This is a genomic window from Haloquadratum walsbyi C23 (assembly GCF_000237865.1).
In the GTDB taxonomy this organism is placed as follows: domain Archaea; phylum Halobacteriota; class Halobacteria; order Halobacteriales; family Haloferacaceae; genus Haloquadratum; species Haloquadratum walsbyi.
The window spans coordinates 2617921-2634884 of the sequence record NC_017459.1 but is presented as its reverse complement, the minus strand read 5'-3'; the positions used below and the strand labels follow the sequence as shown (position 1 = coordinate 2634884).

The window sequence follows — 16964 nt, the reverse complement described above, 5'->3', positions numbered from 1 at the left end:
TCATCAAGAGAACGGTGATACGTAGTATAGCAAACGCCCTGCTCCAATCATACCGGTTTTTGCAAGTGCCCCGCCGCGAAGTGCTCCACGTTTTGCATAAAACCCACTTTTGTGTATGCCTGCGTTAAGATAATGCCGTGTTGACGTTGATATTGGTGTTCGACGCCCCTCAACTTGGGTTGCCCCCTCGCGAATTGCATCCAAGATTACATCCGCAGTTAGCGTTGATCGAGTGATCTCTGGGATCTCAATTTCGGTGTATGCACGCCCCACATATCCAACTTTATGTGCATCACTTCCGGCAACGCCCGGATATCCATTCACTTCTGCATACTGACGTGCTCGGCGATTTTTGCGCCCTGTAAATACCCAGGAATTGTACACCTCAATCGCATCTGGGTCAACTTGTTGAAGGCGGCGCTTGCGAACTCCGTGTCGACTACGCTGAAATGGATGTGGAACGATTGCAACGCCGCCGCGATCACGGACCCAACTCACGGTTTTAGTCATTGGGGCTCGACGTGGCGGAAGCGATGTAACACCAATAGCGAGTAAATGTCCATCAGCCGTCGATACCTCGACACCAGGGATTCCAATAAGTCCATATCGTGGAGCGAGATCAGCCGCTCGTAATGATTCATGAAGAACGTCATGATCAGTCACGATAATAGCGTCTAACCCAATTTCAGCTGCCTGCTCAAGAAGTAACTCAGCCGGATCGTCGGCATCATAGGATGCTGCTGAGTGGACATGTGGATCAATAGTGACCGTGAGCGTCACAAGAGCCTCTATACGCTAGGGAGATAAAAAGTACTCTGGAAGCTGGGAGATCCTATCATAGTCGTTAGGATCGCTGTGAGAGTGAGAGGGCGTTCGCAATTCGTGTTCCAGTGTCATACCCGTTCCATAGCGCCTTATTCACCCTTCCCTCACCGACAATCCAATCGCCAGCAACATATAGACCAGCACTTTCTGCGACTCGGGCAGCACGGTTATCAATTCCATTTTCTGGAAGTGCATATCGCCATCCCTGATCATCAATCCAATCCGGATTCTCATATCGCTCATCATCAAGTAAGGCTGCAACATGAGAGGCGGTGTCCGCCCCAGCAACGTCAACAGGATCATCATACCGGTTTGTTGACCACTCAGGACTCATCTGTGCTATAAACAGACTTTCGCCAGCAGGCACATGACCGTCTTTACATTCTTCCCGCGAAAGCCACCCGACCGGGTGTTCTTTATCAACATTGACAAGTCCATACCATGGATATGATTCCATGAATGGATAATGAAGCACAACTGTTCGGATGGTGCGGTACTCCACATCCGCAGCAGCTGACATAAGCGTCTCCAATCGGGTATCCTGCCATGCTGTTGCCTCAAGTAGTGTCACTGTTTGTGGCGCAGGTGGCGTCAGTAACAATGCATCGAAAGGACCATAATCTGCATTATCAGTATCGGTGAGGGTCCATGCTTTCTCAACACGGGATATATCTGCTACCCGTGTTCGATGGTTGATATTTACATCAGTTTCTGCGAAAAGCCGCTTAGCTAGCTGAGTCATTCCTTCAGTCCATGTCCACTTATGCTCGTCTCGACTATCACCCTCGGTGATTTCACCTGTTTCATCGAATGTCCAGACTGGTTCATCAATATCAACAAGTTCCTCAGTTCCAAGAGTTGGAATTAATTCAGCTGTCCGTGGGTCGGCATCTTTGATGTAGTTTGCACCGTGGTCATACCGACATCCATTCTTTCGACGCGTTGCAGCACGACCACAGACACCACCGCTTTTTTCAAGCACCGTCACAGTCGCATCACTGTCACACAATGCGTATGCAGCCCCAGCACCGGCTGGACCTGCCCCGATAATACCGACATTAAAAGATGATTCCATCTCATCTGATGTTGCCTCCGTTAGCTTAGCACTATTTTGAGAAGACTGAGACATAATATATCAACGGGTCCAGCATGCTTGATTGTGATGGATGCATCCAATATATAGATGCATATAGATACAATGAGAATTCTCCAGGGTTTGTATGTGACTTTGAGGTTGAATCCAACACATTGTGAAGATTGCCATCCTCCTCCAGGTATACCGACGACGAGTTGACCCGGGAGCAGCCCCTGTGACCCAATCGGCAACCCTGGTCGGCGTCTAGTCCGTCAGGATTTGTCTCAGATCCTCTCCAACAGCGGCTAAAAAGCCACGCTGGGATACTGTGGACTTATGAGGAAATGACAGCCTCTTATGGGTTGGTATCTGGTCTGAAGGAGATCAACTTATGAAGATTGCAAATCAAGAACTAGAATCAGTGCGTCTTCACCGTCATTATAGTATCGTGGCACACGCCGTGAGACCTCAAATCCAACCGCCTCATATAGTGATTGCGCAGGTGTATTGCCCGCTCGTACCTCTAATTTCACTGTTACCGCACCCGTTGTCGCAAGTTGCCTAATTGCAGTCCATAGAAGAGTTTGTCCAATACCGTTTCGTCGTGCAGATGGAGAAACAGCAAGATCCTTGATATGCCCACGGTCGCGACCATGATTTGGCATTATATCGCCAATGACATATCCATGGATTTTTGCTGTCTCAGTGGCTGTTGCAGCCAAGAATACGGGGTCATCAAGTGCAGAAGTAAATGCCTGATATGGCCAAGGGTTCTCAAAGGATGCACGTTCGATCCGGAGTATCTCAAGAAGATCTGCACGCTCGACTGCACGGATAGTTATTTCATCAGCCTGAGAGGCCCCGTCAACCGGATCAATCACATGATTATGTTAATGCTATAGAACAAAAAGCCGCCGGCTTATCGAACAGATGACAGTGTAAGCCTCGTTTTAGTCGTCTGCAGGCGCAGCACCACCGGTATTATTTTCATACTGCTCCTTCGTAAGTCGCAGTTTCCCACCTGCACTTAGAATGCGGCGTTCGCGCTCCGAGGCATTGAGCGTCGCAGTTGCCTCCCACTCATCATTGATGCGGATTGTGAACTCAGTCTCACCAGTGTCAACAGCCTCAGCAACATTCGTGACAACTTCAACATCATCGCCCTGACTGATCTGTTCGTACGTTTCCGTATCAATCTGCAGTGGCAGAATCCCAAAATTAAATAGATTTGCTTTGTGAATACGTGCGAATGATTGTGCAAGGACGGTCTCAATACCAAGATATTGTGGACACATTGCTGCATGCTCACGTGAGGATCCTTGTCCATAGTTCTCACCAGCAACAAGGACACCACTGTCAGCCTCAATCGCACGCTGTGCAAAGGTTTCATCCACACGCGAGAGGGTGAACTCAGAGAGTTTTTGAATATTTGACCGGAATTTGAGAATGTCAGAAGTTGCCGGGATGATATGGTCTGTTGTGATATTGTCTTGCATCTTCAAGAGCGTCTCACCAGCAATATCCGGACCAAGCGGTTCACCAATTGGCGCATCACCAATATTCGGACCCTTGATGAGGTCATCATCAATGGCTTCACCTGGGTTTATGATATCACTCTTTGAGCCATCATAGGAGTCAGGAAGCTCCATTCCTGGCGGCTCAAGATCACCAAGTTCCTCAGCAAGGTCCCGCGGGTCAATAATTTCGCCTTTGATTGCAGCGGCTGCGGCTACTTCTGGCGAACAAAGATATACAGAATCATTTTCAATGCCAGAGCGTCCCTCGAAATTCCGATTAAATGTTCGAAGTGAGACGGAATCAGATGCTGGTACATGACCAATACCAATGCAGGCACCGCATGTAGCTTCTGAGAAGTTGACGCCAGCAGCCATCATTTCAGCAGTCCAACCTTCTCGGGCAAGCAGCTCAGATGCCTGTTTTGAACCTGGCGCTACAATCATCTCAGTGCCCATATTGATTTCGCGATCTTCAACCATCTTTGCCGCTGGGAGAATATCGCCATACCCACCGTTTGTACATGAACCAACAATGACTTGCTCAACAGATTCACCTGCGACTTCACTGACGGGTACAACATTGTCCGGCATGGATGGTGTTGCAATAAGTGGCTCAAGCTCTGAGAGATCAAGTACGACCTCATCAGCGTATTCGGCGTCTTCATCGGGCTCAAGTTCGACATATTCACTCTCGCGTCCTTGTCGTGAGAGGTATTCATATGTCTGATCATCCGTTGGGAAGATGGACGATGTCGCACCAAGTTCAGTCCCCATATTAGTGATTGTCGTCCGCTCAGGGACCGTCAGCGTCTCGACGCCGGGACCAGTGTATTCGAACACCTTCCCGACACCACCCTTCACTGACAATCGACGAAGCATCTCAAGAATCACGTCTTTTGCTGTTGCCCATTCTGGGAGTTCACCCTCAAGACGAACATTCACCACTTCTGGCATTTCAACGTAATATGCTCCACCACCCATGGCAACGGAGATATCGAGTCCGCCCGCTCCGATTGCGAGTTGTCCAAGCCCGCCGGGCGTTGGGGTGTGAGAATCAGACCCAAGAAGTGTCTTTCCAGGCGCTGCAAAGTTTTCTTTATGTACGTTATGACAGATTCCATTCCCTGGTCGAGAGAAATATGCACCGTATGTTCCTGCTGCTGAGCGGAGGAAACGATGATCGTCGGTATTTTTAAAATCGAACTGATAAGTCTGGTGATCACAATACTGTGCCGCGAGTTCTGTTTGAATCTCGTCAAGATCAAGCGCCTCAAATTGGAGCCAGACCATCGTACCAGTCGTGTCTTGTGTCAGGACCTGGTCAATATCAATTCCGATTTCTTCGCCAGGTTCGAGATTCCCTTCGACAAGATGATCATCAAGAATCTTTTCAGTGAGTGTTTGTCCCATAACACCGAATAATCGGCGACCGATGAGTATAAATCCCGTGTGTTTGCCCACACAAATATGATTCTCATACACATATTAAGTATTAAAATGCAGTACTGCACTAACTATGAATAGTATTCATACTCTCCAACCAGTAGAACTGGGTAACCACATTTAATTAAATGGACCAGTTTGTATGGCAAATTTGATATTCTCCTCTACATGAACGCGGGGGAATCCTAAGGTTGGGATATTAACATCTGCAGTCTATCACTTGTTCTCTCAATCAAAATCCGTCGGACAGGTCATGAAAGGAGACACCGGGCTGTACTAACAGCTGGTACCCCTATTTTTACCCGGACGGGATCACACTCGGAGTTCCTTCTACCGTTGAGCTCAATATGATTCACCCTGCGTTACCGAAGTCGTTGATTTCACTCACATCAGAATATAGGGACGAATAAAGATGCGGGTATTCTCCTTGATTTTGTATAATATACTAAATGCGCTTATAGGTAGTGTCTTATGTATTAATTGTATATGATAACTGTATGTTTCGTGCTGGTGAGTTTACAGCAACACATGTTACTCCAACCGACACTGAGCAAGTGCAGCCAAATGGTGTTGATCTCCGTATCGGCGATATCCTCATACAGCAAGCTCCGGGTCGGATTGGGACTGATCATAAAGATATTGGAGTGCGTGAGTCACTTACTACCTCAAAGGATGTGTTCACTCTTGATCCAGGCGGGTACATCGTAACATACGCTGAGCGGATTGCGGTTCCTGAGGGACATGTCGGTTTTGTGTATCCACGCTCGTCATTACTTCGAAACTCGTGTATGCTCAACACCGCTGTTTGGGACGCTGGATACGAGGGTCGTGGTGAGGGACTTCTTCAGGCTCATTGTTCAATTGAACTCGAACGCGGTGCGCGAATTGCACAGTTTGTACTTGCGGAGGCTGCACACGATTCGGTGTACGATGGGAACTATCAGCGCGAGCGAATCCATGATAATGAGTAATTTTTTGTTATTATCCCCGCGAATACCGGTTACCCAAAGGCACATGTATACGTGACTGTAAATAAAATTAACCGATGTCACGGAGTCCTTCTCTCCCGGAACGCCCGCGTCTAGACCTTGACCCCGAGATGTCAGACGCAGAGCGACTTTCAGCAATCCGCAAGCATTACGAGCGGCTTCTTACAGTTAATGAGGAGCTTGATGAGCGACTGACTGACGCAACTGAGACACAGTCTGAACTTCAATCAGAGGTAGATAAACTCAAACGGAGGAATGAGACGCTTAAAACGTCTTCATTATATCTTGCAAGTGTTGAAGAGCTCACTGATAATGGTGAGGTGGTCATTAAGCAACATGGAAATAATCAAGAAGTACTCACAGAACTTTCATCGCGTCTCGATGGTGATCTTGAGGCTGGTGACCGTGTTGCAATTAATGATTCATTCGCAATCCAACAAGTGCTTGATGATGAGACTGATGCGCGAGCACAAGCAATGGAGATTGACGCCTCACCACAAGTAACATATACAGATATCGGCGGAATAGACGATCAGGTCCGCGAAGTTCGTGAAGCAGTTGAAGATCCGCTTACGAATCCTGCATTATTTGAAGAAGTCGGTGTGGAACCACCATCGGGCGTGTTATTGCATGGACCGCCGGGAACTGGAAAGACAATGCTTGCAAAGGCTGTCGCCAATGAAACAGATGCGACATTCATCAAGATGGCTGGTTCAGAATTAGTTCGGAAATTCATCGGAGAAGGATCGCGTCTTGTCCGCGACCTCTTTGATCTCGCTGCTGAACGTGAGCCCGCAGTTATCTTTATTGATGAGATCGATGCTGTTGCTTCAAAACGAACAGACTCAAAAACATCCGGAGATGCTGAAGTTCAACGAACGATGATGCAATTGCTCTCGGAGATGGATGGCTTCGATGAGCGAGGAGAGATCCGGATCATTGCAGCAACAAATCGATTCGATATGCTTGATGAGGCGATTCTTCGTCCTGGACGGTTTGATAGACTTATTGAGGTGCCAAAACCAGGTCATGAAGGTCGTGAACAGATTCTTGAAATCCATACTCGTGATATGAATGTTGCCGATGATGTCGACTTCGGTGAACTCGTGTCGGATATCGATGAGTATTCTGGGGCAGACCTTGCCTCACTGGCAACCGAGGCAGGAATGTTTGCCATTCGTGATGATCGTACTGAGGTCCGTCGGTGTGACTTTGATGATGCTCATGAGAAGCTTGAAGACTCGGATACACAGACGACAATTCCAGGACCGACGACCTATCAATACTAACCCAACTGAGATCAAATTCCGCGCGGACTCTTAATTTCGATTATATGCTGAATCCTTCTCAGGAAATCTCGAATCTTTTTCTTGCTTATTCTCGGGAAACGTCACGAGAATCGTAATCCATTATATGACGTGTCATCGATATGAATATGTGAAGACAATTTTTATTATTCGTGGCGCTGGACATGCGTCGACAGCAATGGCGTCATATGACGCTGCACTCGCTGCAGCAAATATTCACAATTATAATCTAACGACTGTTTCTTCTGTTATTCCAGCCGAGGCGATTGTTGAAGTCGTTGAAACTGCTCCAGATCTTGGTCCAGTTGGAAGCCAATTAACTGTTGTTGAAGCACGTATGACAACTGCTGAGACCGGACAAGTTGCTGCAGGACTTGGCTGGACAACTGGCGCTGGTCCTGGTCTTTTTTATGAAGCGACTGGGACAGATCCTGAAAGCGTCCGTCAAACAATCGACGATGGTCTTTCGAGTGGTGCAACACTCCGTGATTGGTCGTTCACTGATCGTCGTGTGATAACTGAAACAGCAGAAAGAAACCCAGATGCTGGCGAGTACACAACTGTTGTTGTTATTGCTGCGTACGGAGAGAGCGAGTCATTATTTTGAGATTAGCTAATAATAGCTTGTATTCAGTAACGAGTAATATATTATGCTGAAGCCGGTAATTCGATACTATGTATGACTTTGCGGTAGTGGGTGTTGGTCCAGCCGGAGCCCGCTTCGCTCGTGAGGCTGCTGCTACGGGTTATGACGTCATCGCATTCGAGAAAGGGACAATTGGAACACCACTTGCCTGTTCTGGACACGTAAGTACAGATATTTGGGAGTATGTGCCGGATGGGGCGGTTACGGACCTCAGACAGAATACGATCCACGGGGCTCGATTTCACGTTGGGGGTCCGCAGACTGACCCACACCCGTTCTATAAACGTGAGGCAGTATCAAATGTTATCGATCGGGTTGATCTTGATCGAACACTTGCCACAGCAGCAAGAAGCTGTGGAGCCGATATTCGAGAAGAGCATACCGTGACAAATATCGACGAGAGACACGATAGAGTCACTCTCACCGTCTCTCACAGTGGGGATAAAGAGACATTCCGTGCACGGATGGTTGCTGGATGTGATGGTCCTGTCTCGCGTGTTCGTCGACAAGCAGGGCTTCCTGAACCAGACGAACTACTGCATGGTGTCCTTGCGTTTGATTCGACACCTGATACTGCGGACTTTGTCGACGTTCATCTGACTGCCCCAGAGTTCTTTGCATGGCGGATTCCTCGAGGTGAAGCGGGCGTCGAATATGGACTTGCAGCACCACCAAATGAGTCGGTATCAGCCCTTTTTGATCGATTGACAGACGCGTATGATGTTGAAACAGAGCAATTTTGTTCAGGAGCAATCCCGATTGGACCACCAAGTCGGGTTCACACTCGCCGTGTATTTTTGATTGGTGACGCCGCAGCACAGACAAAGCCATTCACTGGTGGTGGAATTCTATATGGAATGACGGCAGCAGACGCTGCTGTTGCAACGATTGACCCAGACGACCCGGCAACACTCCGCGATTATGATAGAGCCTGGCGAGAAGAATTAGCGAATGAGATCGAACTCGGACATTTGATCCGGCGAGCATATTCACTTCCACCTACGGTTCAGCGAGCCGGTCTTCGCGCGCTCTCTGGTGAGATTGCTGTGCACATGGATAGACCGACATCACTGTTTTCACGGGATCAGCTCTGGGCACTTGTCGGTCGATAAAATCATATTGGACCCCAGGATAACCCCTATGATATTCGCCGTGACAGCTTGTTACATTTCACTGAGATATGCTGGCTAATCATCTGAGTTAGCACTAAGATGGATTGACATCGGTATCCTCCTTGGCGTGAACGCGGAGGAATCCTGAACGTGAGTGGTGGAGATTTCAAGTATGCAGTCCCACCGAATCGCAACACGGTGAAAATCCGTCCGGGGTTCACGGACCATGGCGAGTAGGGTTGGACTGCTGGGAATGCCACATCTCAGCCCCCGGTGCTCCTATCCTCAGTCATCTTTAGACTCCCGGAGTTGTTTGTGTCGCAGTGAGTCTGGCAGACTTCAGCGGAGTTGGAATTACTTTTTGATGTTTACAGCAGTCAGACACAGCATCGATTCAGTATCGGAACCGACCATTCACCTGACTGGGTCCGATTATTATCTCATTGCTTGGGGCGAGCAGGTCGCCATCGTCGGACTAATACGAATCACTCTGTTCCTAGTCTGGGTCCTACGTATAACCAGGATTGCCTGTGCGTTTAAGTGACGGATCATAGAATCTCAGAGTAGCTTTGGCAGCGTCGATTGAATTAGAGTTGTCGAATTATCCTGCGTGTTACCGAGACTGTTGTTCTCGTCTGCAGACCAGAACTCACAGATTTCTGTGAAGGAGTAAAGTCGTAGGGGTTCTCCGCAAATCTGTATGATTGCTAATTGGCAGTCAGTATGTTGATTACATGTTTGTTTCGGCACTTGGCTCAGGATATGTTGGAATCCGAGCAGAAGTTGCACTCCCCTCAACAAAAGGAAGTGTTGTTGGAGTCGCTTCGATAGGATGGCTATCATTTGCTGTAATGGTTATGTCACCTTCATCGGTGAGTGTTGTGTTGAAGTTAATAAGTGCAAGCGCAATCGGTGTTTCAATCGATGGACTTTCGACGACACTTGTAATCGTCCCAACCGCGTCCCCGTCGGCGGTGACTGTCGAATCTACCTCAGCCATCTGATTCAATCGGAGACCAACAAGTCGCTTGCTTGGTTGTCCACGGTTCTCAACTTTTGAGACAATCTCCTGTCCAATATAGCACCCTTTTTCAAAATCGAGCGCATTCCGAATCCCGAGGACATTTGGAATCTGATCAGCAAGCTCTGTATTGAAGCGTGGTGTTCCGGCCTCAACAGCAAGCGTATTCCATACCTGATACCCGAATGGAACACCATTTAATCCATATGTCAATAATGTTTCGAGGATACGATCAGCAACATCAGCACTGCAAACGACCTGATAATTTTCCTCGCCAAGAGGGTTGTCACCAGCGATGACTGTGACACCCTCATCGCCCATTGATCCACGTACAAAGGTCAGTGATGGCTCGGGAGCCCCAGCGCCATTGAGCACACTTGCAACCTTTTCAGTTGACTGTGGACCATGCACACCGAAAACAGCGAACTCTTCAGAGGCGACGTTCACCCGAACATCTTTAATAAAGACTCGATCAGCCCATTGCTCAGCAAGATCCGCTGCGACATCTGGTGGTGTGAGACAGAGGAGTCGCTTATTAGCATTATACACATAAATATCGGTTTTAATTCGCCCGTTTGGGTCGAGTAAGAGTGCATATACACCCTGTCCATCAATTGTTGGTACTTGATTTGAAAGTGTGTCATCAACAAATTCGATTCGGTCATCTCCTTCAACGGTAATGACGCCATATCCTCGCTCAATTACCCCAGCACCTTTTCGAACCGCAAGTGCTGTTCGGTCGGGTCGTCCATAATCGCGAACGACTTGGCGCCCCCCGCGCTCCTCAAAAGTCGCACCGTGGTCGTCGTGTATCTCTGTCGCAACTGTCATAATTATATATCTATTCTGAACATAGAAAACATTCCCTCGTCTATGCCTATCATCATGCTCAATCTGCTATGTCGGACAAATACAAGTAAAAAAGTGAAATTGGTGTAGTCGGCTGATTATCGAATCCGGTCTAAGCGAGAGTCACAATCCAAATCTCTCGCGAAGTGTATCGACAAAGCTTCTATTAGTGTTGGTTTCTGCGTCTGGATCAGGAATAACGCGATCTGCAACACGTATCACGACGCGATCATCTCCATTCTCGACGCGAATGAGATCATCTGATTTGAGTGCTGCGAGCGCATCTTCAATCGTGTCAATATCAGCTTCGACAGCTGCGCGGATTTCAAAAACAGTCATCCCTTCATCAGCACGGTCAGCGAGTGCATCGAGAACAGCTACTTCGACATCTGGACGGTCTCTAAACTCGCGCCGCGCTCTCATATACACGTATTCAGTCGCATTGGTTTTACACGTTTCGAGGCTCCGCGCACATTATTTCGATTGAAATAAATGCTAATGTTATTATATACCGTGCGAATGCACAGAAAATATTATATCCTATAATGAGATCTATCATAATATACCGTCTGCCACCTGTCAGACAGAGGCATAGATTTTTTGCGCCCAGCGTCAGAACGGCGACTAATGGGACTTACATGTCGGTTCCTTGGTCACGCCTTCGGCGACTCCGAGATTGAGCATACCCGCGAGGAACGCGGCAACGAGGTTGTTGCCACGGTGAAGAAGCTAAAAACGTGTAAAAGATGCAATATTGAACAAGTCATCAGCCAGAATAAAGAAGTTACGTCTATTCGACCGACTGAGACTGCCGAAGCAACTGAAAATTCTGAGGATACTAAGACTAGTACATCTTCGGATGGATGGGAAAGTGCTCCAGATCACAAGCACATCCGTGCTGATGACTCAACGGAGACAACCCAGGACGATTCGTCTGTCAGTGATGCTGTTATACTTGATAATGAATCAACAGATAGGGATAAAACGCAATGGCCTGCAGATTCAAAAGAATCAATAGCAGTTGAACAACAAAACGAATCCGCACAAGAGCAACGCGATGACACCGGTGCAGAAATTCTCACGTCTACTTCTGATACTGATACTGATACTGATACAGATATTGATGCTGATACCGATGTAACTAGAACCCCGTCAACAATGTCTAACGCAGAAAGAGACAAAAATATCTCATCAACCCGTGCGCGAAAAGAATGGCCTACAAGTGGACGCGATGCTGTCGATGGAGCGAGCCCGATATCTTCGACGTCATGGCCAGATCCAGCAGGCGAAGATAGAGGGTATACTGCACAACCAGACACCGATAGTGTGTCAATTGAGTTCAGTGGTGAAGGACTGACGCCACGAATTGAGAAGCGAGCGAGCAACAACGAGACATCAGCACCTGTCAATGAGAAAGTAAACGCGCGTGATGAAACAGATGGGCAGACGCACAATGAGAGCGAGACGCAGTCATTTACTCGTGCGTCAGAAGTAGACAGACCAAGATCAACGGTTCCGGATTCTCATGTCGAATTATACTGTCCACATTGTGATCATTCTCATCCAGCAGATATTTCATCAATGCGTGCTGGTGATATTTGCCCAGAATGTCGAAGTGGATACATTCATGAGAGAAAGCGTTAATCGATTCACAGAGCTTCAACCGCAGGTTTTCTCACTTCCAAATGAAAACTGCGAATTATGCACTTTTTAACCGATTATATATATCTTCATATGGACAGCGTCATAGGTTGGCGCTCGTTCACAGATGAGAATATTTTCTCAGCATACATACATAGGTCAACTCAACATTCCCACTGGCACATGGCAATATGAGATCACCTCAGTGGCGACACTCGGACTCTGGATTCTCTGTGTATATGTTCTTGATGTAATGACGAAACAAGTAAACCGTCTCCTGTCAAATCCCGACCTATGAAGGAGTACAAGATGCGTCGAGGGGAAACGCTTGCTGATCGCATCCCAGAGATGAAAACAACCATCGAGTCATACTTTGGGTCGATTACTGACACGGAGTCATACAATGGAAGTGACCTCTACGTCGTGGATGACCCAGATAATCCGGTTTTCCAACGAATTGTTGCTGGTGGGGTCTCATACAGTAATAAAAAAGATACAATTGCTGTCGATTTTGTCGAATGTGATCCAAGCGAACTGGACCCTGATGATCTTGCTGCGGCGGGTGATGCTGTTGATATCAAAAATACGTTTTTGAAAGAGGCAACTGGGCGGGACGCCAAGTCTCGTCGTGAGTCGATGAAGCGCGCTGTTGAGGACGATGCCCCTGATTATTAATCAAATAACGAATTAACTAGCGTCAATAGCTGATTGTGTCTATCATCATAATATTGTAATATGTGATACGGTCAAACAATACTGAGTTTCGCAATTACATGTATGATAATATGACACCAGATTCAAGCCAGAGAGCAATCACTAAGCTCATAAAGAGACTAATGAAACAACAGGTTGAGTTTCCATCACGAGGAATACGATTAGTCAGCAAGGAACGGTATCTCAGTCAATCTGAATCCATCTAACTAAGTGATGGGACACCTCCACATCAAATAATGTCCTACTACGTGGGCGTTGATCTTGGCGCGACCAACGTCCGTGCGGTTGTCGCCGGTGAGGACGGATCGGTATACGGTCGCAGCGATGACACGACGCCGGGTGGACCAACAGGTATTGCAGTTACAGAAGCAGTTCTCGGTGTTGTTCGCGAAGCGTGTGCCGATGCAACTATTGCCCCTGATTCAGTTTCAGCGGCTGGAATCGGTGCAATCGGTCCACTTGATCTTGCCGCCGGCGCTGTTGAAAATCCTGCAAATCTTCCGGACACAATTGATCAGATTCCACTTACAGGTCCATTATCAGTGTTACTCGATACGAAACAGGTATTTCTTCATAACGATACAAACGCAGGGGTAATTGGTGAACGCTTCTATGCTGATCGAAATCCAGATGACATGGTATATCTCACGATTTCATCAGGGATCGGAGCGGGGGTGTGTGTCGATGGAAGTGTTCTCACGGGGTGGGACGGGAACGCGGGCGAAATTGGACATATGACCGTTGACCCACAGGGTCGATTAACCTGTGGTTGCGGACACGATGGTCACTGGGAAGCATACTGTTCGGGAAATAGTATTCCTCGATATGCAAAGCAATTGTATGAAACAAATCCGATTGAGACAGCCATTCCAATTGATGATCCAGCGCTCTCCGCGGTTGATATCTTTCAATATGCACCTGATGATGAATTCGCATCGTATGTGCTTGACCGACTCGCACACTGGAATGCAATGGGCGTTGCAAATATTGTTCACGCATACGCACCATTAGTTATCTATGTTGGCGGTGCCGTTGCATTAAATAATCCTGCTGCAGTGTTGCAACCAATCCGTAATCAAATGGATGAAATGGTGATGTCAAATGTGCCAGAAATAAAGCTCACAACACTTGGGGATGAAGTCGTTGTTCGTGGCGCACTCGCGAGTGCATTAACTGCTGGCACCGGGGATCGGTCCCAGATGTGAGTATCTGACGTCCGCAGAAATCTAATATCAATCGAGAGCCCAGCCGCCCTGATCTATATCTAACTCAATTTTGAGCACGTAATCAATCATGACATACTTTTCTACAGGGTCTCCGAACGTGGGTCCAACCGCAAGTTTCCATATCATCGCCCTCAAAGGAACGGTGATGAGCGAATCCGATCAAACACAAACTGAGTCACTTCGTCACCGTATTGAAAATTGGATGGTTGGTCAAATGCCAATTATACAGATGCATGGCGGTGAAAGTGTTGTCCGGAAGGCTGATCCTGAGACCGGCGAAGTAGTTGTTGAACTCGGTGGCGCATGTGCAGGCTGTGGGATATCAAATCTCACTGCTGAGAACATTAAGTCAGATCTGATAATGGACTTTGATCATGTTGAGGATGTCCGGGTAAAAGTCCCAAGCTCCGGTGACCATGGCAATAGCACAGTTGAGGGTGGTCGTGGCGGAGAATTACAGTATGGTGGTGGTGAAACGGGACACTTCTGAGTCGATTACTTCACTTTGAGTATCGGTCTTAACTGACCAGTTACGTGATAATGACACAGAAACAAACAAACGTGCAGATAGCCATATGGACCGATATAGATCAGCACATAATCTGATCACCCGATGATTGATAATAGCATAATACAGTTTGAGGCAAGTATTCACAAAAAATCTGAATCAGATATGTACATACTATCGCCACGATTAAACGAGAAATTATCGTAAATGATCCATCAGATTCAGAACAGTAATTACGATCAATCGAGGTGATGTAGGTATATCTCTGCCACACGCGTCGAATCAAGAGGAGTTCGCATTTGAGCTTGCACTTTGTTCATATCTTGAAACAACGACAGAGTGGGTACTCAGTCGACAGCTTGGCGCTGCTGCTGTGAATCCTGGTCGTCGCATTATTGATATCTGTGGCGTTGTTCCAGGTTCAAGCTTTGATACCCGTTCGATGATTACTGATGAGCGGATTCCTGAGCGAGCAATTGCAGGTCCGGCTGGAGTAGGAACATCTGTCCGGCGGTCTGATTCGGTTGATGCATCACCACAAACAACAAAAGCCGTCATTGAGCAGGCTCTCGCTGCAGATTTTTTTGCTATTGAGCATCATAACGGATATGAGCATATTAGACAGACAACAAGATATCCCACAGAATGGTTTGATCGGATTATCGGGATTGAAAACAAGCCAGATCTCAAGCGACCAGGAGAGCTCACTCGTCAATTGCAGGTAGATATCTCACTCGGACTTTTTGATGCGGTGATTCTTGCAACAAAGACACACGTAACGCGCGCTCATCTAAATCGGATTCCTGACGCAGTCGGCGTCTGGCAATTTAGCCCAGACACAGACAACCGCACAATTATTAGACAACCAGCAGAGCTTGCAACGGGGACGCCTGGGATTGAGCTTGGCTCTGATCAATCAGACCATACTGAAATCCATCCTGTAAGCAGTAAAGAGAAAACGCGTGCGCGTCGTCGAATTGCCGAGCGAGCATATGGCAAGGGGTGGCGAAATTACACCCTTCCATCATGTGCACACGCCGAGACACAACCGGATGGGCGACCGTACTGTACAGAATTTGACTGTGTAATCAATCCTGCACAGAGTTGTGATACTGAGTGCCCAGCACATACACACGCAGAGCCACCACAATATAATAAAGCCAAAGTGCGTGATGCACGTTCGCCATGGAATCATGACCCACTTGGCGCTCGATATAGACAATCAGGGCTTGATCGATTCAAATAATTTATATGGACACATCACAATCGATATTCTTCGCCATCAATAGCGAGTGGATCTTCAAATGCTTCATCAGCCGGATAATAATGACCAGTATGCACAAACCTTGTTTTGTCCGCATCAAGTGCCTCTGCAAGGTCGCATGCCCCTTCCCGGGTCATATGTTTAGTTCCAAACGTTCGGGGGACCCCATCCTTATTATGATGTTTTCCACCGAGCGGATGATGCTCACACATTGAGGCAGGGACAATAGCATCTGCGAGGAATAGATCTGGATTGGACAACGCATCCTGTGACTCAGATGGAACTCCGTAGCTTGTATCCCCGGAGAGAGACAGCTTTGTATTGGTCACGGGGTCTTCAATGACGACTCCATAACAGTATAATGGGGGATGATCAACAGGAACAAGTTGAATGTCGAGACCACAGATCTCAAACACTTCAAACGGAGAATGTGGATTGACTGTGACTTGATCAAGATAACTATATTTTCGGGCCACAGTCTCAGCAACACTTTCAGTTGTCTGTGGGTCAGTTTCATTTGCTGCATGTATCGGCAGGTCATCACAAAGCCGATACGCGTTTCCAAGTCCATCAAGATGATCAAAATGAATATGAGTGATTATACCGGCATCCGGAAAGGAAACGTTACGCTGAAGAAACTGCTGTCGAAAATCCGGACTAAAGTCAATAAGAATTGACTCATTGCGGCGAGGGTTTTCAATATGAACAGAAAACCGGGTTCGCTCGATATCGCGCTGTCGAGCGTGCTCGCAGGTGTTGCAATCGCATCCAACAGTCGGCGTCCCAGTTGTATCGCCCGTTCCAAGTAATGTGACCAACATTATAAC

Annotated in this window: 16 protein-coding genes; 9 read left to right on the top strand and 7 right to left on the bottom strand. The window is 47.5% G+C overall.

The genetic code is table 11. The features are described from left to right. Positions 1 to 3: 3 nt before the first annotated feature. The 4 genes from HQRW_RS11850 to HQRW_RS11835 all read right to left on the bottom strand — a co-directional run bounded on the left by HQRW_RS11850 (position 4) and on the right by HQRW_RS11835 (position 4827). Positions 4 to 780, bottom strand: a complete 777-nt coding sequence (locus HQRW_RS11850) for a PHP-associated domain-containing protein (protein ID WP_014556777.1) — start codon at positions 778 to 780, stop codon at positions 4 to 6. Between the two features lie 64 nt (positions 781 to 844). After that, positions 845 to 1900: an NAD(P)/FAD-dependent oxidoreductase gene (locus HQRW_RS11845; protein WP_049892337.1), complete on the bottom strand. Its 1056-nt coding sequence runs from the start codon at positions 1898 to 1900 to the stop codon at positions 845 to 847. 389 nt (positions 1901 to 2289) lie between these two features. Further along, positions 2290 to 2781, bottom strand: a complete 492-nt coding sequence (gene rimI / locus HQRW_RS11840; RefSeq protein WP_014556775.1) for a ribosomal protein S18-alanine N-acetyltransferase — start codon at positions 2779 to 2781, stop codon at positions 2290 to 2292. A gap of 69 nt (positions 2782 to 2850) precedes the next feature. Then, positions 2851 to 4827: an aconitate hydratase gene (locus HQRW_RS11835; protein WP_014556774.1), complete on the bottom strand. Its 1977-nt coding sequence runs from the start codon at positions 4825 to 4827 to the stop codon at positions 2851 to 2853. A gap of 530 nt (positions 4828 to 5357) precedes the next feature. Between HQRW_RS11835 and HQRW_RS11830 the strand changes: the two genes are divergently transcribed. From HQRW_RS11830 to HQRW_RS11815, 4 genes are all read left to right on the top strand, one after another. After that, the gene (locus HQRW_RS11830) at positions 5358 to 5831 is read left to right on the top strand and encodes a deoxyuridine 5'-triphosphate nucleotidohydrolase (RefSeq protein WP_014556773.1); all 474 of its coding nucleotides are present in this window, start codon (positions 5358 to 5360) and stop codon (positions 5829 to 5831) included. A 74-nt stretch (positions 5832 to 5905) separates the two neighbouring features. Continuing rightward, the gene (gene pan2 / locus HQRW_RS11825; RefSeq protein WP_014556772.1) at positions 5906 to 7138 is read left to right on the top strand and encodes a proteasome-activating nucleotidase Pan2; all 1233 of its coding nucleotides are present in this window, start codon (positions 5906 to 5908) and stop codon (positions 7136 to 7138) included. 148 nt (positions 7139 to 7286) lie between these two features. Beyond that, positions 7287 to 7763: a pyruvoyl-dependent arginine decarboxylase gene (locus HQRW_RS11820; RefSeq protein ID WP_020936616.1), complete on the top strand. Its 477-nt coding sequence runs from the start codon at positions 7287 to 7289 to the stop codon at positions 7761 to 7763. A gap of 68 nt (positions 7764 to 7831) precedes the next feature. Beyond that, positions 7832 to 8914 carry a geranylgeranyl reductase family protein gene (locus tag HQRW_RS11815; protein ID WP_014556770.1) on the top strand — a complete coding sequence of 361 codons (1083 nt, stop codon included), beginning with the start codon at positions 7832 to 7834 and terminating at the stop codon, positions 8912 to 8914. A gap of 730 nt (positions 8915 to 9644) precedes the next feature. On the opposite strand, the gene ygfZ is transcribed toward HQRW_RS11815, so the two are convergent. Both ygfZ and HQRW_RS11805 read right to left on the bottom strand, forming a co-directional pair. Beyond that, the gene (gene ygfZ, locus HQRW_RS11810; RefSeq protein ID WP_014556769.1) at positions 9645 to 10766 is read right to left on the bottom strand and encodes a CAF17-like 4Fe-4S cluster assembly/insertion protein YgfZ; all 1122 of its coding nucleotides are present in this window, start codon (positions 10764 to 10766) and stop codon (positions 9645 to 9647) included. 141 nt (positions 10767 to 10907) lie between these two features. Beyond that, complete coding sequence (locus HQRW_RS11805) at positions 10908 to 11207, bottom strand: DUF6432 family protein (RefSeq protein WP_011572318.1); 300 nt, start codon at positions 11205 to 11207, stop codon at positions 10908 to 10910. A gap of 204 nt (positions 11208 to 11411) precedes the next feature. Between HQRW_RS11805 and HQRW_RS11800 the strand changes: the two genes are divergently transcribed. The 5 genes from HQRW_RS11800 (at position 11412) to HQRW_RS11780 (ending at position 16119) form a co-directional block, all read left to right on the top strand. Then, positions 11412 to 12428 (top strand): DUF7093 family protein, encoded by a 1017-nt coding sequence (locus tag HQRW_RS11800; RefSeq protein ID WP_014556768.1) that lies wholly within the window; start codon positions 11412 to 11414, stop codon positions 12426 to 12428. Between the two features lie 291 nt (positions 12429 to 12719). Then, positions 12720 to 13100 carry a DUF5611 family protein gene (locus HQRW_RS11795; protein WP_011572316.1) on the top strand — a complete coding sequence of 127 codons (381 nt, stop codon included), beginning with the start codon at positions 12720 to 12722 and terminating at the stop codon, positions 13098 to 13100. Positions 13101 to 13375: 275 nt separating this feature from the next. Continuing rightward, a complete protein-coding gene (locus HQRW_RS11790) occupies positions 13376 to 14344 on the top strand; it encodes an ROK family protein (RefSeq protein WP_011572315.1) in 969 nt (322 codons plus the stop codon). A gap of 166 nt (positions 14345 to 14510) precedes the next feature. Beyond that, complete coding sequence (locus tag HQRW_RS11785) at positions 14511 to 14855, top strand: NifU family protein (protein WP_014556767.1); 345 nt, start codon at positions 14511 to 14513, stop codon at positions 14853 to 14855. Positions 14856 to 15138: 283 nt separating this feature from the next. Continuing rightward, the gene (locus HQRW_RS11780; protein WP_394324577.1) at positions 15139 to 16119 is read left to right on the top strand and encodes a DUF5787 family protein; all 981 of its coding nucleotides are present in this window, start codon (positions 15139 to 15141) and stop codon (positions 16117 to 16119) included. A gap of 14 nt (positions 16120 to 16133) precedes the next feature. Here the strand turns inward: HQRW_RS11780 and HQRW_RS11775 are convergent, their stop codons facing one another. Then, positions 16134 to 16958 carry an MBL fold metallo-hydrolase gene (locus tag HQRW_RS11775; protein WP_014556765.1) on the bottom strand — a complete coding sequence of 275 codons (825 nt, stop codon included), beginning with the start codon at positions 16956 to 16958 and terminating at the stop codon, positions 16134 to 16136. Positions 16959 to 16964: the final 6 nt, after the last annotated feature.

Bases quoted from the DNA above. Each gene is read 5' to 3' on its own strand.
- HQRW_RS11845 (WP_049892337.1), bottom strand. From the start codon at position 1,900: ATGGAATCATCTTTTAATGTCGGTATTATCGGGGCAGGTCCAGCCGGT.
- HQRW_RS11835 (WP_014556774.1), bottom strand. From the start codon at position 4,827: ATGGGACAAACACTCACTGAAAAGATTCTTGATGATCATCTTGTCGAA.
- HQRW_RS11830 (WP_014556773.1), top strand. From the start codon at position 5,358: ATGTTTCGTGCTGGTGAGTTTACAGCAACACATGTTACTCCAACCGAC.
- pan2 (WP_014556772.1), top strand. From the start codon at position 5,906: ATGTCACGGAGTCCTTCTCTCCCGGAACGCCCGCGTCTAGACCTTGAC.
- HQRW_RS11815 (WP_014556770.1), top strand. From the start codon at position 7,832: ATGTATGACTTTGCGGTAGTGGGTGTTGGTCCAGCCGGAGCCCGCTTC.
- ygfZ (WP_014556769.1), bottom strand. From the start codon at position 10,766: ATGACAGTTGCGACAGAGATACACGACGACCACGGTGCGACTTTTGAG.
- HQRW_RS11805 (WP_011572318.1), bottom strand. From the start codon at position 11,207: ATGAGAGCGCGGCGCGAGTTTAGAGACCGTCCAGATGTCGAAGTAGCT.
- HQRW_RS11800 (WP_014556768.1), top strand. From the start codon at position 11,412: ATGGGACTTACATGTCGGTTCCTTGGTCACGCCTTCGGCGACTCCGAG.
- HQRW_RS11795 (WP_011572316.1), top strand. From the start codon at position 12,720: ATGAAGGAGTACAAGATGCGTCGAGGGGAAACGCTTGCTGATCGCATC.
- HQRW_RS11790 (WP_011572315.1), top strand. From the start codon at position 13,376: ATGTCCTACTACGTGGGCGTTGATCTTGGCGCGACCAACGTCCGTGCG.
- HQRW_RS11785 (WP_014556767.1), top strand. From the start codon at position 14,511: ATGAGCGAATCCGATCAAACACAAACTGAGTCACTTCGTCACCGTATT.
- HQRW_RS11775 (WP_014556765.1), bottom strand. From the start codon at position 16,958: ATGTTGGTCACATTACTTGGAACGGGCGATACAACTGGGACGCCGACT.